The 23,487-nt window shown below is 55.4% G+C and carries 10 protein-coding genes; 4 read left to right on the top strand and 6 right to left on the bottom strand.

Features of this window, described 5'->3' with window-relative positions:
• Positions 1–319: 319 nt before the first annotated feature.
• Positions 320–1,405 (bottom strand): glycerol dehydrogenase, encoded by a 1,086-nt coding sequence (locus BBOMB_RS05470; protein ID WP_044087458.1) that lies wholly within the window; start codon positions 1,403–1,405, stop codon positions 320–322.
• 708 nt (positions 1,406–2,113) lie between these two features.
• Between BBOMB_RS05470 and BBOMB_RS05465 the strand changes: the two genes are divergently transcribed.
• Together BBOMB_RS05465 and BBOMB_RS05460 are read left to right on the top strand one after the other, a co-directional pair.
• The gene (locus BBOMB_RS05465) at positions 2,114–4,708 is read left to right on the top strand and encodes a hypothetical protein (RefSeq protein WP_156097138.1); all 2,595 of its coding nucleotides are present in this window, start codon (positions 2,114–2,116) and stop codon (positions 4,706–4,708) included.
• Positions 4,663–9,819: a DUF5979 domain-containing protein gene (locus BBOMB_RS05460; RefSeq protein WP_156097137.1), complete on the top strand. Its 5,157-nt coding sequence runs from the start codon at positions 4,663–4,665 to the stop codon at positions 9,817–9,819. Before BBOMB_RS05465 ends, BBOMB_RS05460 begins: the two co-directional genes overlap by 46 nt.
• 370 nt (positions 9,820–10,189) lie before the next feature.
• Here BBOMB_RS05460 and gnpA read toward each other — a convergent pair whose 3' ends face one another.
• The 5 genes from gnpA to BBOMB_RS05440 form a co-directional block, all read right to left on the bottom strand.
• Positions 10,190–12,484 carry a 1,3-beta-galactosyl-N-acetylhexosamine phosphorylase gene (gnpA, locus tag BBOMB_RS05455; RefSeq protein WP_044087455.1) on the bottom strand — a complete coding sequence of 765 codons (2,295 nt, stop codon included), beginning with the start codon at positions 12,482–12,484 and terminating at the stop codon, positions 10,190–10,192.
• Between the two features lie 104 nt (positions 12,485–12,588).
• Positions 12,589–12,768, bottom strand: coding sequence for a DUF6903 family protein (locus BBOMB_RS08090; protein ID WP_152570140.1), 180 nt, complete (start codon positions 12,766–12,768; stop codon positions 12,589–12,591).
• Positions 12,765–13,679: a carbohydrate ABC transporter permease gene (locus BBOMB_RS05450; protein WP_044087454.1), complete on the bottom strand. Its 915-nt coding sequence runs from the start codon at positions 13,677–13,679 to the stop codon at positions 12,765–12,767. The genes BBOMB_RS08090 and BBOMB_RS05450 overlap by 4 nt, the downstream gene beginning before the upstream one ends.
• 12 nt (positions 13,680–13,691) lie before the next feature.
• Complete coding sequence (locus BBOMB_RS05445) at positions 13,692–14,618, bottom strand: carbohydrate ABC transporter permease (RefSeq protein WP_081867316.1); 927 nt, start codon at positions 14,616–14,618, stop codon at positions 13,692–13,694.
• 101 nt (positions 14,619–14,719) lie between these two features.
• Positions 14,720–16,060 (bottom strand): carbohydrate ABC transporter substrate-binding protein, encoded by a 1,341-nt coding sequence (locus BBOMB_RS05440; RefSeq protein ID WP_193786674.1) that lies wholly within the window; start codon positions 16,058–16,060, stop codon positions 14,720–14,722.
• Positions 16,061–16,439: 379 nt separating this feature from the next.
• Between BBOMB_RS05440 and BBOMB_RS05435 the strand changes: the two genes are divergently transcribed.
• Complete coding sequence (locus tag BBOMB_RS05435) at positions 16,440–21,926, top strand: endo-alpha-N-acetylgalactosaminidase family protein (RefSeq protein WP_081867315.1); 5,487 nt, start codon at positions 16,440–16,442, stop codon at positions 21,924–21,926.
• A 496-nt stretch (positions 21,927–22,422) separates the two neighbouring features.
• On the top strand, positions 22,423–23,481 hold the full coding sequence (gene ilvC, locus BBOMB_RS05430) for a ketol-acid reductoisomerase (RefSeq protein ID WP_044087453.1): 1,059 nt from the start codon (positions 22,423–22,425) through the stop codon (positions 23,479–23,481).
• Positions 23,482–23,487: the final 6 nt, after the last annotated feature.

Genomic DNA, 23,487 nt, shown 5'->3' with positions numbered 1-23,487 from the left:
CGGATTATTAGAAGCGGTTGATTGCGGGCCTGTGAGGAATTGTATAGAGAAAAAGAAGAACGGAATTTCTTACAGGCCCGTATGAGGCGGACTGACTTGTGAAACGGGTATTCTCTGGCGTTCTGAGGCGTTGCTTGTGTGATGGTTGCCGAGTGTGCGAGACGGCTGTGCACACTATTCGACTGTTGCTACCCCGCTAGGACGTAAGATGGCGGGAGTGTGCGAGACCCAACTGGGTGTGTGCCATCCGGCTCCCTGGCAAATGCAGTCCACATCCAGGGAGCCGAATAAATTATTCAATCGGAACGCCGGGTTCGGGTTACAGTGCCTTGCCGAGTGCGTCCGCCGCGCGCAGCGCATGGGCAACATCGACAGGAGTGACTTCAAAAGGCATGTTGCCCATGGTCTCATCCGAACCGCAGGCGTGTTCGCCCACCTTGAGGAGGTCTTCGTCTGTGGCATCGGCGATGCCGATTTCGGCCAGGGAGGTGGGTAGTCCGACTTGACGGAAGAAGCTGTAGACCTCTTTGACTTCTTCGAGTGGCCTATCTTCCAGCACCAATTGAGCTAAGGTGCCGTATGCCACCTTCTCGCCGTGCAGCATCTTGTGCGTGCCTTCCAGTGCGGTCATGCCATCGTGGATGGAGTGGGCGGCCGCCAAGCCGCTTGACTCGAAGCCCAAGCCCGAAAGTAAGGTGTTTGTCTCGATGATGTTTTCCAAGGCTGCGGTGCGCACACCCGCCTTGGCTGCGGCCACAGCCTTCACGCCATCTTCAAGCAATGTGTCGTGGCACAGCTTTGCCAATGCGAAGGCCGCGTTGGTGGCGTGTCCGCCGGTCATCGTGGTGGCGTTGGACTGAACGCAGGCGGCGGCCTCATAATAGGTGGCGAAGGCGTCGCCCAAACCGGAGACCAGGAACCGCACCGGTGCCTTGGCGATGATGTCGGTATCCATGATGACGACGTTCGGGTTGGCGGGCAGAGGCAGGTACTTGTCGAACACTCCTTCGGGCGTATAAAGCACTGCGAGTCGTGAGCAGGGGGCGTCGGACGACGCGGCGGTCGGTACGATGATGACCGGGAGATGGGCGAAATGTGCCACTGCTTTGGCTGTATCGAGGGTCTTGCCTCCGCCGATGCCGATCACGGCGTCGGCTTGGCCAAGGTTCTTGCGATTGCGCTCAACCTCCTCCATGGAGCATTCTCCGCCGAACTTGACTAGTTGGTAAGATACATGGTCCTGCTCGAAACTGGATACGATTTCGTCGTGGTAGAGCTCGTCAATTGTGGGGTCGACAAGCACATACGCGCCGACTGACCCGATGGCCGAGTATTCTTTCGCCAACTGTCCCATGGCGCCTTCCTGCTGGATATAGCTACCAGGTGAACATAAAACTTTACGCATAGTGAACCTCTCATCATTGTGTCGCGACCCCGTCATTACCGGCCGCTGCGTGTTGTACGGATTCGACGGTAAACCCGCTTATTTCATGATAGGACAACTGTATGGGAAACGCCCGAAGATGCAGAGCGCCATGATACTAACCTTTCACTGGTCATCTGTGGCACGATGTCGTTATCGGCCGTGGTGCATTGGTAGATCTGGCGGCAGACCCATACACCAGCGTAGCTCTTGAGGCCCGTAGGACGAGATGATGTCGGGGAGAAAAGTGTTGTGTTCTTTGCTGTCCTTGGGAGCCTAGGATGTGATTGCGTACTCGGCGTCGTGTCCTTCATTCGTGCTTCGAAATAGTGGAATGTGTTGGCGCGTCGATATTTGAATATAGTAAAAAACTGGTTTTTGGTGTCAAACGTTCTTAGATTATATAACGACCTTCGTTGTCCGTCACATGGCAGCGTGCATGGGATATCTATGTATTCTTCTGTTAATATCGCGTGCAGAAATTATGTTCATGCTGGCAGAAAAAGAATACGGTATTTTGAAAAATGACTAAACTGGATATTAAATAGGTTATTATGATAGTGATTTACAATATTTATGCTATATAAAACGTCTGACGTAGGTTGAAGTCAGACAGTCGCTTCTGAAAGAGGGCTCACGATGATGTTTAGGCAGAATGGGAGACACCGGTCAACCGGCAATATGCCTGCCATGGCGAATAAGCGGGGGAATCGTCGTACGCCGATACGCTCTTGGCTGAAGTGGCTGGTGGCGCTGGTGGCCGCTCTCTCAACTTTGCTCATAGGTGGAGTGCCTGCCGCCACCGCCATCCAACCGGGCAAGTATCAATTCCTCGGCCTCTCACAGTCCGTCGGTGGGGTGCAAGGTTCGGACCCCGCGGCGCTCAAGGCAGGCGATTCATTCACATTGCGGTTCAATTTGAGCTGTTCTGAGCGTAATTGTCCTGGTGTCAAGCTTGAAGACCAATTCCCTGCGCAGTTCAAGGACTTCGGGATTACAGACGTCTCAGTCGATAGCAGCCTGAACTCCACAGTCGTTTGGAGTGAAGGAGGAACACCACTCGACGCCCGGCCGCAGAAGGTTGGGAACGCCACGAAGCTGACCGTCACTCCAAGGCAGAGCTTCGATGGCGGCACTGGTCTCGCCGTGGGGCAGAGCTCCGTCAGCGTCACGCTGAAGGTTCCTGATGATTTCACTCCTGATGATCCGCGTAACAACCAGACGATTGAGAATTTGGCCAATCTCTCGGGTCCCAACTCGGCGACCGCCTCGTCCGCTTCCTCCATCATTGTGCATGTGCTCGAATCTTTGTCCGCCAATATCAACGCGAGTTTCAATCCGCAAAATGGTACCTATGGTTCCGATGGCAACGTTGCTCTGATCTTGTCTGTCCGAGGTGGCGCGAACGGCAGAATCACGTCCTTGGTCGTCTCCGAGCCTCAAGGTTCGAAGACTCCGAACGGAACGAGCAAACTTGATGAGAGCAATCCCTTCCGCTTTTTCAATTTCGAAGGATTTGACTCAATGAACCGTCTGCCCTCCGGTGCAGATACGGTGCGGGTGGATGCCTATGTATACACTGCGGGTTCCTGGAATTGGAAACAAGGCAGGGATTCTGCAGACTTTATGTTGCCTGACGGCGTAAGGGCAAGTCAGGTGGCCGGGCTTCGATTTACGTTCAAAGGTGATATGGCGAAGGACGTGTCCATTCCACAGTTCGTCATCAATCTCAAGCAAAGGGGTGATGATCGCAATGACGATGCACACACCCCACTGACGCAGTCGAAGACTTCGGTGACGATCAACAACACAGTGAGCGTTCAGGCATCCAAGGGAAATAAAACGGGTGACGTTTCGTCCGCCAACGCCAGCTTCACGCTATCCCCTCCGAGCATCTCCGTCGACAGCACCCAGCTCTTCAATGGAACGGACACGAATCCCAGCTACCCTGCCGGGAACCGTTTCACTGATGTCATTTCGGTGAGCAATATGGGCACCAATGTGCACAAGCTCATCGTTTCCAGCAAACAAGGCTTTTTTGATAAAGATATCAAGTTCGGTGGTTTCTCCCCCATCATCCTCCCGCAAGGCGCCCACAGCGGGAAGGTGACCTATCATATGCTGGATGGGACGGCCGATCAGGTCAGGACCTTCGGCGATTCCAGTGTGCCGGCAAATCCGACTGGCGACATTTCAGGGTTTGATGTCGAATTCGACGGAGGTGCCGGCACGATCGATCCCATTGAGCATGGTGCGCACACCACCGTCAACTTCACGGTGAAGACCAGCAGCGACATGACGTTCCCCAACGGAGGCACGGCGAAGAACTCGGTGAGCACTGTCGTGACCAAAGTCGTTACGCATAATGGCTTGGAGGCGAGCAAGGAATTATCGTCAGGCGTTACGCTCGTCAAGCCCGTGATCGAATTAAACGTGGTCAAAAAGGTGAGTCCCACTCAGAGTGTGTCGCCGGGTGCGAGCGTCATTGCGCAGCTTAAGGCCGGTATATCCTCAAAGACATATGCGCTGAAGCCGAACAAGGTCACCGTCGAGGATTCGTGGCAGCCCAAGAAGCTTGACGTCAATGGCAACGTGGTCAACAACGACGAAGCTGGCGACAAGTCCAGAAACTTCTGGAACGCCTTCGACATCAAGTCGATTCAGCCCACGCCTTTGCCGCAAAACACCAGTCTGGACGTACAGGTGCAGGTCAATGGTCGCTGGGTCGTGCTTGACCACGTTCCCGCGAAAGGCAACTCATCGCTGTACAGGTTGTCGGCCGAAGACCTGCGAAGGAAATTGCATGATGCCTGCGGTGCGGTCCCAAGCGATGTCACAGGCATAAGGTTCGTATTCGATTCGGGCAACAACAGTCCCTTTGATGCCATGAAGGCGCTTGATCAGTTCGTTGCGTTCACTGAACGCAGCACACGTCGGGACGGCACCAACGCGCCGGGATCCAATACCGATGAGACTGACAAGATTGACGACAAGGGCCAGATTCCGACGCCGTATCAAATCGGAAACTCCACTGTGCTCAACGCGGAAGGCGTCACCGATGACGGCAAGGTCGTCTCCGTCTCGAAGCTTGACGCGGATAGTTCCGGTCGTCATATCGACGTAATCAAATACCCGACGAAAGATGACGTTAAACATGGCTTTTTGAAGATGGATGGCTGGGCGAACATCAAGTACACCAGCATGATGTGCCTGTTGAGTCCATCTATGCGCAATCGGATATGGAGGTCTCATCTCACCTCATGTGGGGTGTGGATCCGGACATGAGCTATGCCAGGGTCACGGATCGTGATGACACATTCGAATATGTCTCGAACGATGATACGTTCGCTGGTACGTGGGGTCCGAACTTCAACCTGATGTCCATCTCCGGCATCAATACTTCATCCACGCCTTATGACAATGGCTGGTACCTCAAGTACGACACCATCTCCAAGATCGAGGTGCAAACGACACGGGACAACTGGATTGAATTGCCAAAACCCAATGGCAGTTGGCAGGATCAGGATGGGTCGTTCAAAGGATATGTCATTCCAGAAACCTTCCCCAATTCGACTGTGAAGCGTGAGGATATCACAGGTGTCCGTTTCATGGTTGTACCCAACGATGCTGCTCGTAGTAGGGATTCCACCAACCCTTACGTCCCTGCCCCGGGATCGGGTGTGACGCCATCCGCTGCGGTTCGTGAGTTTGTGCTCAACTGGAATATTCGAGTCAAGGAGCGTGATTGCACACGTCATGATTGCTTCGTCACTGGCCATTCCACGGATGCTTCGGGTCAGGCGTTGGGCGCGAATGCGTTGCAGACCGCTCCTCGAGGCTTGGCGGATGCGTCGGAAGGCACTTTGGGGACGCAATCCGCCGGGCTTCCCAAGCCTAAGGGAGCGCTTGTCGGCTTCTCGTCTCCTTCCCCATTTGCCCGTTCAGGTTCGCAGGCGGCTACCCGAGTTGTGAAACAGACCCTTGAGGTGTACTCTAAGTCACTTACCGTTCATAGTCCGGGACAAGGTGATTTGCAAGAATACCAAGGTGCAGGCCAGGCCGATTTCAACATTCAGGACGGTACTCCGAACGTGGATGCCACCGGCGATTCTTCAAGCTCCACCGACCCACCATCGGATTCGAACACCGCTAACAAGCCCCCCGTGGTCGTGCCTCCGTATGGCGCGGTCAGTCAGGGTGATTATCCGAATCTGAATTACCGGCTTCAAGCCAAGAGCTCTTCTCCCAGTCGTGCGTCCTACATAAGGGTCATCGAGCCGGCGATGTGTTCGGATACCAATATTCCGGCGTGTGCATTGCCGCCGACGGATTTCGATCAGGCCCACGCGGCTGCCGTGAAGAATCCGTTTGATCGCAATACAGTCGATGACATCAAGAACGGCAAGCTAGACAGTTTCGAAATTCCCAACATATTCAATAAACAGGATTTGACGCGAATTTCCATTTCAGCGGATATTCCGAGTGAGGTGTCGCTTGAACAGTCCGTGGTTTGGTTGTTGCGCTACACTCCCGGAGTGGATGGGGCGCACAGGTATTCGTTCACGAAGACCACGGCGCAAGATGCGAATGCCATGACTGAAGAACAGCTCAGTGATGTGGTTGGAGTGTCCGTCACGTTCCAAGGTACCGATCCGGAGCAAGATGGTGGGACGATCACCAGCGGGAACAATTTGCATGTGGATTTGTCCACTAGGGTGCGCAGTACGCTCAGAGCCGATGGCAGCAAGTTCGTTCCCAAGTCGGATGGGTCGCAGACTTCAGGCAAGAACAGAGTTTTTGCACAGGTACTTGATCCGATTACTGGTGGAGGTCGTTGGCCCAGTTCCTCTGTCGCTATGAATCGTACCTATATTTCAGGCTCAGTCAAGACCAAGGCCGCTTCCAACATCGATCCCTCCGTGGTGAACGAAACGAAGCCGGACAGTCCGTTGACGGTTTCCTTGCAAGGTCGCGCCGACAGCTGTTCCGGGCAAAATGTGGGTGACGCCTGTTCGACGCTGTCGCCCACCAAGGTCACCATGACTGATTGGCCCGAGGACCAGGGACTTGCAAACGACACGGGCGAAGTCGCACAAAAGACTAGTGGGTTCTGGAAGAACCATGACTTCACTGGACTGAAGACCATTGATTTCCCTTCGGGTGCCTCACGAGTAAAGGTTTCCGCGTACGGCCCGTTCGGCGTCAATGGAGCGATGCAATGGCAGGACGGTGATTGGCAGCTGTTGAACACTGCTTCGAATTCCGGCTATGCCATGCCTGTGGCGAATTCAAGATTCTCTGATGTCCAGGGTCTTCGATTCACGTTCGACAACCCTGATGCCAACGGCAATGCACAGCTGTTCTCCTCGACTCGTAATGATTGGCGCGCTGGCGTAACGTATGGTGCAAAACAACGGAGTACGGTGAGGGGAACCTCGCAAGCCGTGAGTTTCAAGCCGACCGATGCGACGGATACGGTGTTGCTGTCGGTGCAGGTTGAGTCGAAAACCTCCGAACTGTCGAGTAGCGCAAGTGATACCGCAGTCGCAAGTGTGAAGCGCTCACAGGGTAGTGCGGATCTGGGGCTGTCTGAATTCGCCAATAACGGCGCCTCCACCGCCACCATCGGGCAGATGGTGCCTTGGGATATTTATGTTTCAAACCGCGCAAGCAGCACCGCATATATTAGCTTGGATGACATTACGCTTGATCTGCCCGATCAGCTGGTGTACACAGGTTTCGGTGCTACGGTCGGGGATCCAGCGATGACCTTCGAGCCGGATTCTAGCCATACGGGCGGCGTTACCACAGTGCCTTCGCTGGATACTTCGACTGCCGGGAAGATCAAGCTTACGTGGCCGGCGGGCAAGAGCCGCATGAATCCCGGAGAGCAACTGCGAATCCGCATCTGGTTGGAGTTGCAGCCTGGGGCCCGTTCCGGGCAACAGATTACCCTCCCGGTGAAGGTGCATACCGATAAACAGCCTGTTGGCCTGTATGCGATTTCTGTCGACGGCATGCCGTCGCCTAGCTCCCCGGTAGCGCTCAGTGGTGCGGAACGAGGCGCCAAGACCTCGGCGAACGTCTTGCCTTCATATGGAGAGAACATCTACGCGTTGAAGGGCGTCAGAGGGGCCTTGGACGGAGCGGTGAGCTTTACGGATCCAAGTGCGAAATGCGACGTCACGTTCACCGGCAAGGATGGTAAGAAGTATTACCGCAGTCCTTGCGAGGCAAATACGGCGATAGGTGGCATCGATGACTGGGTATTGCATATGGTCAATGCAGGAACCGTCCCGCTTCAACGTGCTCAGTTCTTTGAGGAGTTGCCGCAGAAGGGCGATAAGATGATGGTCGCAAGCGGTGAAAACCGAGGTTCCACCTATCGTCCGGAACTCACCGGAGCACCCAAGGTGTTGGGTGTTCCGGCAGGAGCCGCGACGATAGAGGCGACCACGAGCGCTTCGCCGTGCGTGGGCACTTGGCCGTCCCTGTTGAATGGTGTCTCACAGGTTCCTGATGCGTGTTCCACCGATCCTTCGGTCAGCTGGATGCCGAGCGCGAGCGTCGCTGATTGGTCGAAGGTCACGGGGATTCGCGTGACCGTCGATTTCAGTCGGACGGGAGGGGAACTCAGCCCTGGGGATGGGGTAGACGTTACGTATTCTTCCAAGAACGTGGCTGGATCGGCTGAGGGTAACGCCTCGATGGATGCCAAGGCCGGACCGCAAGAGGCTAAGGGCCAATTTGGTCTGTACTACACCAATATGTCTGGTAGTTCCACTCCTCTGGCGCCGGTACCGGTCGGAGTGCATATCTCTACGGGTTCGTTGGAGATAGCCAAGGAGGTGAATGGCCTGGCGAAAGGTTATGCGCCCGCGCACGTCGTTGCTGATGTTGATTGTCGAAACGCACAAGGGCAGAACGTACTCTTCGGCACCAAGGAAACGGGGTCCGTCACGATATCCAAAGGCGACGATGGCAATTACGTGGCCGGCCGTCTCAGTGGGATTCCACTGAGTGCCGGTCAGCAGGCGACTTCCTGCACCGTCAACGAACATGGCCCGCTTGGACAATTCGGTGAAACCGAGCGTTCGGTGAGCGTCGACAATGTCGCCACTAATGTCGTGGCGCTCTCCCATGCCGACGGTGTTGATTCAAACGGCAAGCCTTCCAATGATGTGGATCATACGCAGAAGGTCTTGATTACCAATACCTACAGGTATGCCGGTATGAAGGTTCGCAAGAAGGTGGACACGAAGGCCGATAAGGGTCAGTTCGGTCCATTTGACTTCACGCTCTCATGCGCTACGAAGGATGGACAGGCGGTGAGGTTTGCAGGGAGGAACGACACGTCGTTCACGCTGACTGATGGGGGCGTATGGAGCGCCCCTGCGGACACAATTCCCGCCGGTTCGACCTGCCTGCTGAAGGAGACGGGCACATCGGCGGCCGACAGCACCGTGTTCACCGGCACGAATGTAACGGGACACTCCGACGGCACCGCCTCCATCACACTCAACGATAGCGACACTGATGTGGTCTCCACGTTGGTGACGAATCACTATGATGCCGGCACGTTGCAAATCAGGCGCGAAGTGACCGGGGACGGTGCTCCCCGTTACGGGAAGGCCAAGATGCGGTTCTCCGCGGTGTGCGATTATCGAGGTCAGCATCTGCTCGCGGGGAAGGATGGCCTGTTCAGCCTGCGGAACGGTGAGACGGAAAGCTTTGGCATATTCCCGGCCGGCACGCAGTGCGTCGTCAATCAGCTGGACGATTCCGGCGCCACGGAGCATAGGCTTACGCCGACGAACGGAACGGTCACTATCAATAGGCTGAATGAGCTTCCTGGCGGGCAATCCGGTAAGGATGGCTTGAGCCATGCCGAGGTTCTCGCCCAGGACAGGTATGACATCGGCACGCTTCGTGTCGTGCTCAAGCGCACGGGTGACCGTTCGGCGATTGCCGCTCGGGGCGCGGGCCCATTCAGAGTGCGGCTTGATTGCGCTCATCAGAAGAACAGCCCCTCCGACGAGGAGCTTCCCGGCAAGGGTGAGGTCATCTTGGATGCGGCTCATGATTACCAGACGACCATTGGTGAGTTCATTGTAGGTACCGGCTGTCATGTGACCCAGACAGATACCAGTATGGCTGATTTGGTCTCCTACAATCCACAAGACGGCAATGCCGTCATACCCGACGATGACATCACCACTGTGGAGATCATCGACCAGTTCAATGCGCGCCCGAACATGGCTTCCACCGGTACGGCAATCGCCGCGTTGGTGACAGCCGTCGTGATTTTGTTCGGTGCCGGCGGGGTGCTGATGATTTCTCGCAGGAGGCATGAAGCTTCAGGCTCTCATTTGGCCGCAGGACATGCCAAGCGGTGACTTGGCGGTGACGTGACAGCCGTTGAGTCTCTGAAACGCAGGATAGGCTGCCTGGGCATTCGGTATTCGCCGTTTTACCCGGGTGGCCTATCGTCATGCTTACCTTTGATTCTTAGTGTCGTACGTTCGGTCTCGTAAGTTCCGTGTTCTCGTCAGATGGGGCATGCCGCCAAGCTTCGATGAAAGAACGGCACGGGAATCCACGGGCCTTCCGGGTCGAGGTGAGGGGGGCTTGGTTTCGCCGTTGCAGGGTATTCAGTTGCCGTGGCGCGGTCAGTTTCTTTGGGCGACACCATGCGATGCCGCTGTGATAGTAGGGCCCACACAAAGCCTCATGGCGTTTGCGCGGGCCCTTTTCCGGTGGCTGGAGCTAGATCTTTCTCCAGAAGATGCCACTCGTACCGAGGTCGACGTGCACCGGTCCCTGACCCGGGACCTTCACATCCGTGCTCTGCGGTTGGTTGGTGTTGTTGATGACGCACATCCAACCGGTTTTGGGAAAGACCGCAGTCTCGCACTGTGGGTTGGTGGAACTGTATGCTTCGTATTCATCCTCGCGTCTAGCCGCATAGAAGAGGATGCGCTCCAGCAACCGCGCATTCCGTCCTGAATAAGGCAGGCCGGACAGGTAGACGCCGACACCGCTGCCGTACCGGTTCGTGGCCAGCTGCACTCGTCCTTCGGCGGCGGAGAGGAGCGTTACGTTTCCGTCGATGGGGTATGTGCCCGTTATGGGTTCCCCGAAATCGTAGCCTATGTCGCTCATCGCCCGTGGGGTGGCGTAAACCGTTCCTCCGAAGTCCTCGGGCTCGATGTCCCCGTCTTCCGCGTTCGTTTCGTTCGCTGGAACATCGGCAGTGATGAAATGCCCACGGGTCAGTGCGGGGAAGTATTTATCTACGGAAAGCGTTTGGGAAATCTCCCTGTCCACACCGAACACGTCCGCCAGCTGGAAGAAGCGCCCCTGCCAGTTGACGGCGCTGGGTTCGCCGAGTCCCACCAGGGCGCCGCCGTTGCGGACCCATCTGCGCAGTGTGGACACCAGTGCAGGGTCTTTCCATACTTCGCCTCCGCTGAACGACGTGCCGGCGGCGCCTCCAGTCACGACGACGTCGATTTCGTCATCGATGCCACGTGAGGTCACATCGTCGAAACTGATGAACCGTACGTTGACCCGCATCCCCGAAAGTGACTCAAGCACGCCGTAATAGGAATAGGTCTGTGGATACGGCTTCGCATGGGCCACGGTGTAGGCCATCCAAGAACGCATGCGCCCCCAAGTGTTGAGAACGGCGATGTTGAGCGATCCTTGGGCCCCCTCTCCACCCGTCTTCGCCGTCAGGTCGCGGAATTCATCGGCGATTTCCGTCACTGCATCCACGAACTTCGGGAACTTCGCGGCCAATGAAAGGTAGCCGCCGTAGCCCATACGCGATATGGGGCTTCGCAGGATGGCGCGACGTGCCTTGCGCCAATTGCTCCATGCTTCGATGCTGGGATCGTTGCCCTCATGGAACGTATCGGGGAAGAAATAGGGGAGGAACCGTCCCTCCGTGTATCTGACGCCCTTGATGTCCGAGATCATGCGCAGGGTGGTTCCGTCCCCGACCGATCCCACCACCGCGTCAAGACCGAGGTCTTCGAACCCGTCGACGTATGGCTCGGTGCCTATCCATTGGTCGCCCAGGAACATCATCGCCTCTTTGCCGGCCTCATGGGTCATGGACACCATGCGTTTCACGTTCGCACGAACCGTGTGCATCACGAACCCAAGCCAGTCGAGTTGCGGACGGGTGGGCTGTCGGAAAGTGCTGTTATACCCGCCTTCGCTCACGAAGTCCTCGGGGCGCATGCGGTAACCGTATTCCCGTTCGAATCCGTCCAAAGCCGAAGGCGAAACGGTGCAGGCACATCCGAACCAATCCACTATTTTTTCGCGCCGCTGCGCGCTGAAAATAAGCGTGAACTGGTAGAAGAACGTGGTGAGTCGCACGACGTCCACCTCAGGGTTAGCATCAAGCCATTCCTGGTAGGCGTGCATGATGAAGTCCCGTGTGTCGGGCTGGTACACGTCAAGGGGCACGGCGTGCTCATGGTCGCTCCAGTTGTTGGTGATGTGGTTGTACATCTCGACGGGGTCCCAGATGATGGATGCCAAGAAGGTGACGGTGTACTCGTGGAAGCACTCGGCTGGTTCCACGATGACCGTGTCTCGTTCCCGATCCACATGCCAGCGTTCGGTGGGTATCGTTTCGCCCGTTGTTCTGTCGGTGACCTCCCAGTATCGCGCCGGATCGGCATCATAATAGGGTTGGAGCTGCTCTTCGAAGAACGTCTTCATGAAAGGAATCTCCACCCGTGTCTTTGCGCCGTTCGGGCTTGTGTCGCTCTGGTTTCCGTTGGTGGTGGGGTCGTCCTCTGCGAGCACACGCTGGCTGAGCAGGTAGACCATCGGCGTTTCGTCCATGTGCAGTCGGGCCCACTCATTATGGCCTCGAGCGGGGAAATAGGCGCTGTATATCTTCTTGCCTAGTGCCTTGACCTCCTCGTCCAAATGAGTTCCGTCCGAGTTGCGGATGGCATCCGCCCCCCAGAGCTGCGCAAGTTCACGCGTCTTTGCTGCGAAGTTCTCCTCCGCCGGAAGGGTGAATAACCCGTAGGACATATGTTTCTCTCCCTTATGTGTCTATAGAGGTTGCTTGTCATTGTGTGCAGCTGCAATACGTCACTGATATGGCGTTGCACGGGCCGTTTGCCAGCTAGTCTGCCTCACTTGTGGGTATGGTTGTAAAACCATATGACACCCACCACTCCCGCCAGACCGATGCATTCCAGTCCCAAGCCTTGCCAGGAAAGCATTCGCTGACCAATCACGGTAAGTGCCGTGAAGGTAAGGAACACGAGTACTTCCAGCGTTATAATTAGCGCTGAACGAAGTCTGTCGCTCATTTGATCCCTCCCATGTTTGAAGTCTCCAGCAGCTTCTTCTGCACCAACGCATAGAAGATGAGAACAGGTATCATGACGATGACCATGCCGGCGTAGAGTCTTCCGTAGTCAGTTGCGGCTTTCTGCGTTTGCATAAGATTGAGCAGACCCACCTGTACCGTGCGGCGGTCTATGTCCGCGGAAGGTGGCATGAGGGTCTGGGCGATGATGTAGTCGTTCCAATAACTCAGGAAGTTGAAGAGCATTGACATTGAGATGGCCGGTCCTGCCATCGGGAAGAAGATGCGTGTCATAATCGTGAACTGTGAAGCACCGTCAAGCAGCGCCGCCTCCTCATACGTTGTAGGTATGGTAACGAAGAAATCCTGAAGTAGGAAAATCGTGAATGGCAGTGATGTGGCTGCGTATACCAAGGCCAGAATGAATACATTGTTGATGAAGAAGCCGTTAGGAAAGATGTCGATGAGCAATTTGTCGCCATCCGTCAGCATGAGGAAAATCGGCACAACGATGTAGTTCACGTTGATGAACAATCCTGCCTGGATGCCGACCTGTATGATGCGCTTGGCCGGAAAATCAAACCTTGCCAGCACATATGCGCATGGTAGGGCCACGACCAGTACAATGGCCAAGGCCATCACCGTCACAATGACCGATGTGCCGAAATATTGACCCAGTTTCGCATCTTGGAAGGCGGACACATAGTTCTGCCAATGCAGACCATTCGGCATGGCCCAGGGGTTGCCATAAAATTCGCTTTTACTTTTGAATGATGCGAAAAACACCCAAATCACGGGGATGAGAATACTCAGTGCTGCCAGAATGAGTATGAATTCACCTACTGCCCGTCCTACAGTCCATGTATGCGTGGAACCGCGGTTTTCTGCTGGTTTGAAAGTTTTGCTCGTCATTGCTGACGCCTCCTAGAATTGCAGCACTTCACGCTTGGTGGACTGATTGACGATCAAAGATAGCAGGAAGCTAAAGAGGAACAGCACCACGCCTATGGCCATTCCATAGCCATATGTGGCATCAGTGTATGCCGTCTTATACATGTAGCCCAATACAGTCTGCGATGCTCCGTCAGGGCCTCCATTGGTCATTGCCGTGACCAGCACAAAACTCATGTTCACCGAGCTGATGATGAAGAATGTGAGGGTGGTGCGAATGTTCTGCCATATCAGCGGAATGGTTATGGTGAAGAGCTGACGGACTTTGCCCGCACCATCGATCTCAGACGCCTCATAAAGTTCCGGACTGACACCTGCCATCGCGGACATGTACATCACCATGTAGTAGCCGAAGGCCTGCCAGACCATGGCGAAAACAATGGAGTAGATAACGATTTTCTGGTTGCCTAGCCATACCTGTCTGAGCGCTTTGAGTCCAAGGAACCCGAGGGTGCCATTGAGCAGGCCGTCCTTTTGGTCGTAGATGGCTGAGAAGATGGCTGCTATCACCACGGCTGAAAGCACTGAAGGGATGTACATGGCGAATCTCAAGAAGCCTGATCCTATGATGTTGCTTTGCGTCAGGATGGCTGCGAATATGATTGAAATCGGCAACGTGATGGCGGTGACGAGTACGAGCAAGAGTACGGTGTTCTGACATGCTTTCACGAATTTCAGATCAGTCGCCAATTTCATGAAGTTCGCCAGCCCTACGAAAGTCTTATCGTCGGAAAGCGGGCTCATCTTATAAAGAGACATGCGAAAAACGTTGATGGTGGGTATCACCATGAATATGACGAATAATATGACCGCAGGCGTTGCGCATGCCAAGCCGAACGCCGAATGACGGCGTTGTAGATCACTGCGTTTGCCTTTGGTTTTTCTTGTGGAATTCGACATGTGATCCCTTCTTGCTGTTGAAGATTGATGAAAATCGATGGGGCGGCAAAGTGCTGTTCGTCGCCCCGCCTTGGTTTATATCGGTTTATCGGCCTATAGGCTCACTTCGAAGCTGCGGCGTTAAGTGCGTTACTGGTTTCGTTCAACGAATTCTGCCAGTCCGTAACGCTCTTCTGCTTGGATGCCACGGAATCGACTGCGGTGTAAAGGTCATCCTTGATGTTCTTGCCTTCTACGGATGCTGTTGCGGAGAACGATCCGGTGATGGCCTTCACGCCGTTCTCCTTGTACCCGTCATAGAAGACCTGCATGGTCTTGTCTGCCTTGTCGGAAGCACCCTTTATAGGTTGCACGGCACCCGTCTTGGCGAAGATTTCGGCCGCTTTGTCGGAGTACATGTAAGCCATGAACTTTTTAGCGGCCTCTTTGTTCTTCGCCTTCGCCGGAATCCAGATTCCTTCGATCGTTGTGTTGATGTAGCGTGTCCCGCCGGCTTTCGGTGCTGGGACCGGGGCGAAGCCCCATTCAAAACCGCTGGTACGTGGTGCGTCCTTCATTTCATTGACAATCCATGTGCCGTTGGGCATGAAGAGTGATTTGCCGTCCAATACGGATTGCTGGTTCTTGGTGAAGTCCTGGGCGTTCGCGTAACCTACCGTTGCTGGATTGAGATACTCGGTGACGAGTTTGTGCACCAGTTCCAGTGACTCTTTTGATTTGTCCTCTTTCCAGACGTCCTTCTTGTAGGTCATGACGTCCTTGTAATAGTCCTCACCGCCCATGTCCGCCAGCAGCGCGTTGAAGAAACCGTCAAAGTATCCGGAAGTTGGATAGGTGAACAGCGAGATGCCCTTGGCTTTGGCTTCATCGCCCAACTTGAAGAAGTCGTCCCAGTTGGTGGGCACCTCCCAGCCGTTCTCCTTAAGCAGCGTCTTGTTGTACACCAAGCCGGACGGCGAATAGTACATAGGCATCAGATAGGTTTTGGAATCACCGTAAGGATTGGTATAGAGGCCGATGATGTTGTCGACCAGCTTGTCTTTCACTTTCTTGCTTTCGCCCGGAACTTTTTCGTTCAGTACATCGGAGACGTCTTCGAGCGCGTGGTCCTTGAGCATGGTTTCGACTAAGCCGGACTCATTGCCTTGGGCCATCTCGACGATGTCCGGATACTTCCCCGCCTTCATCCCGGGGGTTATCTCGTCTCCGAGTTTCTTGGAAGTGGTCAGCTCGATTTTGACGTCAGGGTTGAGCTTCTCGTATTCCTTGACGACCTGTTTGTATATGTCCGAACCGTATCCACCTTCGAAAGCGGCGAATTTCAGTACGGTCTTCCCGCCGTCAGCGCCGGTCTTCGCGCCGCCGCAAGCGCCTACGGACGCGAGCATGGCTACGGCGCCCACAAGGGCGACCGCCCTTTTCAATGTTGCCTTCATTTTCATCGTACCTCCTTGTAATCTCTCTGCGGATTTGACATGCCCTAGTCAAAACCGACGTACAGGTCCAATCCGCGTATGACGATTGCGGATGAACTGTTACATATTAATGTACACCATCTTTCTATTAATTGTAAAGTTGGAAGATCCATCGAAAGAATATGCATTCGATAAAACGCTTGGCAGACGCATTGACGGTATCGCTGATATTCCGTTGTAATTTATATTTTTCAAAAAACCGAAAGGATTGGTTATCTGTACATTTCGTGTATAGTATATTATGATTTGTAAGTTGTTTCGTTTAACATAAAGAATGTTGTCGTTAAAATTCATTCCTGTGTGACGCTGAGGTTGTATAGGAAGAATCAGAGAGGAGACAATTTCAATGAGGAAAAACATGCTGTTGCGTTCGGGCCTGGTGCTGCTGCTGACCCTTGCTTTCACGGGGGAAACGGCGTTCGCCGACACATCCTCCCTGCGGACTTTGGTGTCGACGCCGTCCCAAGGTGGCCCCGTACAGGCGGCAGTTGCGCCGTTGATCGGTCCGCAAGCGCAGACGACGGTGGATGGTTGGACGATCGACAACACAAAGGGTGAGGTGTTGGAAGATAAGGATGGCTGGACTCATTTCAAGTCTTCCTCCCAAAACGGTAATTCCACAACTGGGTCCAGTCAACCGGCGATTGCGGTGTATGGTTCGGCCTTCGACTTTAGGCAAGCCGGATCCTTCCATGCGGCCATACGATCTTCCCAATCAGCTTCGGATAATCGTTTCGGATTTTATCTGGGCTATAAGTCTGCCGGTGACGGCCTGTTCATAGGTTTTGATTCCAGCGGTTGGTTTTGGCAGAAGTACGCTGGTGGCGATGGGGATTGGTACCAAGGGGCTCGTCTGCCCGCCCCGGTCGCCGGTTCGGTCACCGACGTGACGGTATCGTGGACGGGGAAGGTCGCGAAACTGAACTTAGGCGGTAAGGATGCGTTCGAAGTTGATTATTCATCCATGAACTCGTTGAGCGGGAAAGTCGCCATGAGAGCCGCGACATATGGCTCAGACTTGACTGATATATATATCAGGGACTTTCCGCATGCGGACACATCCACGTATAGTGTCAAGGGTTCGGTGGCGAGCGCCGAGGGCCCCATCGTCGGCGCCAAGGTTCGCATTGCCGGATTGCAAAGCGTCTCCACCGATGTTTCCGGGGACTTTACGTTGAGCAACTTGAAGAACGGGAAGTACACGCTATCCGTGGGGAAGGCCGGCTATACCGAAATCACCAGGGATGTGACGCTGCAGGGGAGCGATGTGGAGCTCCCGCAGATTACGCTGGTCGCAGCCACCAATGCCGATCAGCATACGCGGACGCTCACCACTGACGAGATGGAGGTGCGTGTCAAGGAGCGGTTCCCGGCGGTCTTGGATTATACGATGATCAAGCTCGGCCGCAAGAAGATGTATGGGCAAAGCGTTGATTCGAACGTGGTGAACGTCAATGGCACGGATGTGAAGCTGAGCGACGGCGACGTCAAGTTCACGCAGGTGAGTGACACCGAAGCCCGTTATCTGCTATCCGTCAAGAACGATGACCAATATATAGACGCCGAGCTCACGGTCGACCTGACGGTGAAAGCGAATACGCTGGGTCTTGAGGTTACGGGCATCAAGAACAACTTGAGTGAAAAAGACCACCCCATCCAGACCATCGCGTTTCCTAGGCAATCGCTCGTCTCGGTGCAATCCAACGAGGACGGGGCTCAGTTTACCGGTGCCAGAATGTCGTCAGACACCAATAAAAACGGCGATACTACATTCCCAGTCACCGATACTACTGCAATCAACGACGCCGGAGATTACGCCTATGGTTTCGTTTCGGGTGGATCGCTGAGCGCCGGCCTCTGGAGCAATTCCGAGTATGACGGCACTGCGGTTGCGGCTGTCGCCGGTGGTGCGAAGAACACCCGCGTGATAGCTTCGACCGTTCCGATCAACGGCGAGACCTCGTTGGGTCTGGAAAGCGCTCCTTGGTACTATCACCGTGTGGTCACGGATTCGAAAAACCGTTCGTATACGGTCGATCAGACGGAAATGCCCAAGTTGAAGGTCGCCATTGCCGCAGATCAGAACAAAGACGGCGTCGTTGATTGGGAAGACGGCGCGCTCGCCTACCGTTCCATCATGAACAATCCCGTCAAGTCCCAAGAGGTTCCTGACCTCGTCTCCTACCGCATCGCCATGAATTTCGGCTCTCAGGCCCAGAACCCCTTCCTGACCACGCTCGATAATGTGAAGAAAGTCTCGCTGAACACGGACGGCCTGGGGCAGTCAGTGTTGCTCAAGGGTTACGCGAACGAGGGACACGACTCCGGACACCCTGACTACGGCGACATTGGCCAGCGCATCGGTGGTGCGAAGGACATGAACACGCTGTTGAAGAAAGGCGCCGATTACGGTGCTCGGTTCGGCGTACATGTTAATGCCGGAGAGATGTACCCTGAAGCCAAGGCGTTCAATGACGAGCTTGTGCGTCGCAACCCGAACGGCAGCCTGAGGTATGGGTGGAACTGGCTCGATCAGGCGGTCGGCATCGACAGCATCTACGATCTGACGCATGGGCGTGCCAATCGCTTCCAGGACCTGAAGAACGAAGTGGGCGACAATCTCGATTTCATCTACGTCGATATTTGGGGCAACCAAACCGGTGGTTCCGACGATTCTTGGCAGACGCGCAAACTCTCCAAGGAGATCAATGACCGAGGATGGCGCATGGCCAACGAGTGGGGCGCCGCCAATGAGTATGATTCCACTTTCCAGCATTGGGCGGCGGATCTGACTTATGGCGGAAGTGAGCTTAAAGGCGAGAATTCCCAGGTGATGCGGTTCTTGCGTAATCACCAGAAGGACAGCTGGGTAGGTGATTACCCATCCTATGGCGGCGCGGCCAACGCGCCGTTGCTCGGTGGTTATGACATGAAGGACTTTGAAGGTTGGCAGGGCCGTAATGACTATGCGGCATACATCCTCAATCTCTACACCCATGACGTGTCCACGAAATTCCTTCAGCACTTCACGGTGCAGCGCTGGGTCAACAGCCCGCTCGACGCAGCTTCCGCCCATGATCCGTCCACCAATGGAGGCAACGAGCAGATTGCCCTCAAGGATGCTGACGGCAACACGGTGGTGGTTTCCCGTAAGTCGAACGACCCGAAGAGTTCCGATTATCGGCAGCGCACCATCACCCTCAATGGACGGGTAATCTCCAACGGAGCAGTAAGGGCGGATGACGGCACCGCCAAGGGGTCGGAAGACGAGTCGTATCTGTTGCCATGGCTATGGGACGCCAAGACCGGGAAGGAACAACATCCTTCCGCCCAGCGCCTCTACCACTGGAACACCAAAGGTGGTCAGACCACATGGGCGCTGCCCGATGGGTGGAACGGTCTTTCCGACGTGAAAGTGTACCGTCTTACTGATCAAGGCAAAACCGACATGCGGACTGTTCCCGTCTCCGACGGGAAGGTGACTTTGAATGCAGACGCCAATACGCCGTACGTAGTCTATCAGGGTGTCCAAAAGAACCGGCACATTGCCTGGAGCGAAGGCATGCATGTAGTGGACGCCGGATTCAACGGCGGCCAGGATACCCTCATCCGGAACTGGCATCCCACGCTTTCCGCCAAAGGCCATGGCGCTGCCGACATCGTAGGCACGAACAACGCCATGCTCAGACTTTCGGGGGCGGCTGGTGTCTCGCAAAGCATCACCGACCTTACGCCGGGCAAGCGCTATGTCCTCTATGTCGGCGTGGATAAGCGAGGTGATGGAATCGCATCGATCAACGTCACCAATAACGGTAAGACGCTTGCAAGCAACTACACCGACAGGAGCATCGCCTACAATTACGTGAAGGCCTATGCCCACAATAAAGACACGGATACTGAGAATGGCACGAGCCTGTTCCAGAACATGATGGTGTGGTTCATCGCCCCGTCCTCGGGGAGCGCCCAGGTGACTCTTTCGCAAAGCGGAACGGCTAACGCCGTGGATCACGCCTATTTCGACGATGTGCGAATCCTGGAAAATGACTATGACGGACTGTCCTTCGAAAGCGATGGCACGCTCAAGGAGCTCAAGAACGACTTCGAGAGTAACCCGCAAGGCATGTGGCCGTTCGTGGAATCCGGCCTGGAGGGCGTGGAAGACAATCGTTCTCATCTTTCTGAGCTTCATGCGCCGTACACACAAGCTGGCTGGGACGTCAAGAAAATGGATGACGTTCTGCAGGGCAAGTGGTCGCTCAAGGTGAACGGATTGGCTGATTACGACTACTTGGTTTACCAGACGATTCCGCAGACCGTCCATTTGGAGCCAGGGGAGGCTTACGAGGTGTCCTTCGATTACCAATCCGGTTCCGACGGCATCTACGCGTTCACCACAGGTGAAGGACAGTACGATCCTGCGCGTGACCAGCTCTCTCCGCTCAAAAAGGCGTTGGGAACCACGGCTCATGCAAGGTTCACCGTAACCGGTGCGCCAAACGGTGATTCCTGGTTCGGCATATCCTCCACGGACAGGGCTCCCGACTTGCAGGGCTCGACCGGTAAGGCACAGGATTTCGGTGGATACAAGGACTTCATCCTCGACAACCTCGTGGTCCGTCACCTTCCTTCGGCGTCGCGCTCCAAGGCAGATACCGAAGCCAAGCTCAAGGAAGTAAAGGGCAAGTACGATGACAGGAGTTCTGATTTCTCTGCGACGGCTTGGCGATTATACCAGGATACGTTGGCGAAGGCACAGGTGCTGATCGACAAGAATGGTGCCGATAAGCAAAGCTACGCCAAGGCATACTCGTTGTTGGAAAGCCTTGATTCGTACATGCAGAAGGCCCCTAATAATGATGGCTCGGATGCGTATGATGTCGAGACGGATAAATACACCGTTAAGGCAGGGAGCGAGCAGGAGCTTTCAAGTGGAGGGACGGAAGGCCCTGCCATCCTGGCCCAGGATGGCAAGACAGATACGTTCTGGCATACGCAATGGGGTGTGAACGCCGTTCAGGCCGGCAGCGCGTGGTATCAGTTCGACCTGAGTCAGCCCACGACTATCGACGGCCTGCGGTACCTTCCTCGCAGCAGTGGTGCCAATGGCAGGATACTGAAGTACAACATCGATGTGAGCACCGCCGATGGCGGGGAGACGTACGCGGCTCAACCGCGCTCCGCTACGCCCGATCAGCGTGTGGTCACTGACGGCACATTCACGACGAGAGCCGTTTGGCAGAAAGTCAAATTCCCCGTCGTCATCAAGAATGTCACAGCTGTGCGCATCAGCGCCACCCAGACGGACGGTGATTCCGGTCAGGAGAACAACTTCGCTTCAGCGGCGGAACTGCGAATCACCACAAAACGTGCTGTTCCTGATGCTGGGGACTCCGTTGACAAGACCGATTTGGGTACGGCCATCGATGAGGCGTCCGGCCTGAATCAGAACGACTACACCTCGATCACTTGGAACACCCTGGCCCAGGCGCTCGCCGCCGCCAGAACGGTGTTTTCCAATGAAAACAGCACCCTGTATGACGTGCTGTTGAGTCAAACCAACTTGTTGACGGCCATCGGGCATCTGGTCAAGGTGCATGGTGGCGCTTCCAACGTTCCCGGGGATTCGAGCTCTCCCGGTATAGGCGCTATCGGTAGTTCAAGTGCCGGCCAGTCCGGTACGGGATTCACGAGGAAGCCGGATGACGTCCAGCTGAGCGCTACTGGATCGGCTGTCTTGGTAATCGTCGCCGTAACGGTTGCCTCAGGTTTGGCTGCTGCTGCGCTGTTCGTGGCCAAATCACGTCACCGCAGGCATGTGCCGGACTCCCATTAAGACGCCCCTCGTGCAGACGTGACCTAGTTAAGATGACCAAATCCCTGACAGTGATTTGCATTGCTGCAGTGTCGCTAGGGGTTTGGCCATTTCCTTACTTTGCGTAACGGCCTGGAATCGCGATCACACGGGTTTAGGTCCCAGCAGCGGCTGGGACTTCACGACGGGGACAATGCGTCTCACCCGTGCGCCCTGGCTTGAACGGTTCGTGATTGGTCGTGCATCCTGCAATCGCCATCGATCGTGTTCGGACTGTGGAATGGATGCGCCCCCCATGTATTCCGCACGATATATTGAACAGCAGAAGGGACAAAATCCCATTATGAATAATCGGGGGGACCGCGAGGTGAATCGGCCTTGGGTCCGTGCCCGTCATCTTATAGACGGCACTGCGCGAGGAAGCTTGCTCGTGTGGCGCAGGAGCTTGCAACGGCGACAATGCCGTTGGCGCTCGTCGCCGCGTTTCAGCTCGGCAAAAGAAGAAAAGGAGCCCAATATGGCAGCACAAATCTGGTATGAAGACGATGCGGATCTCTCGGTCCTCAACGGGAAGAAGGTGGCTATCGTCGGTTACGGCTCACAGGGTCACGCCCACGCGCTCAACCTGCGAGACTCCGGCGTCGACGTCATCGTTGGTTTGCGGCCGGAGTCCAAATCTGTCCAGTTCGCCAAGGAGCAGGGACTTGAGGTCAAGTCAGTCGCCGATGCCGCCAAAGAAGCGGACATCATCATGTTCCTGGCTCCCGACCAGTACCAGGCCAAGATTTACCATGACGAGGTCGAGCCCAACATGAAACCCGATACCGCGCTCGCCTTCGCACACGGTTTCAACATCCATTACGGGTACATCAAGCCGGGTCCTTCGCATATGGTGTTCATGGTCGCCCCCAAGGGGCCGGGTCATATCGTCCGTCGTGAGTACGCGGCGGGACGCGGTGTACCGGTGGTGGTCGCCGTCGAGCAGGATCCCCGCGGGGACGGATGGGATATCACGCTCGCCTACGCCAAAGCGTTGGGTGCGCTTCGTGCCGGTGCCATCAAGACCACCTTCACCGAAGAGACGGAGACCGATCTTTTCGGTGAGCAGGACGTGCTCATGGGTGGCGTGAACCATTTGGTCGAAACCGGTTTTGAGGTGCTTACTGAGGCCGGGTACCAGCCTGAAATTGCGTACTTCGAGGTGTGCCATGAGCTGAAGATGCTCGTCGACTTGATGAATGAAGGTGGCCTGAACAAGGCTCGCTGGTCCTGCTCGGATACGGCTCAATACGGCGACTTCACCTCCACCGTGGTGGACGAGTCCACAAAGGACCGTATGCGCCATCAGCTGCAGCGCATCCAAGACGGTTCCTTCGCTAAGGAATTTATGGATGATCAGGCCGCTGGTGCCCCGCATTTCAAAGAGTTGCAGGAAAAGTTCAGCCACGAGAAGATCGAAGAGGTCGGCCCGAAGCTTCGCGCCATGTTCTCTTGGAACAATGGTCCGGCCGCCGATAAGGATGAGGAGGAATCCTTTACTGGCAAGATCGCCCGTGAGCAGGTGCAGGGCGAGTAGTCGGCC

Source organism: Bifidobacterium bombi DSM 19703, assembly GCF_000737845.1.
Classification (GTDB): Bacteria; Actinomycetota; Actinomycetes; order Actinomycetales; family Bifidobacteriaceae; genus Bifidobacterium; species Bifidobacterium bombi.
Note: the sequence above shows the minus strand (reverse complement) of the source record. Positions and strands in the feature narration are given on the sequence as shown.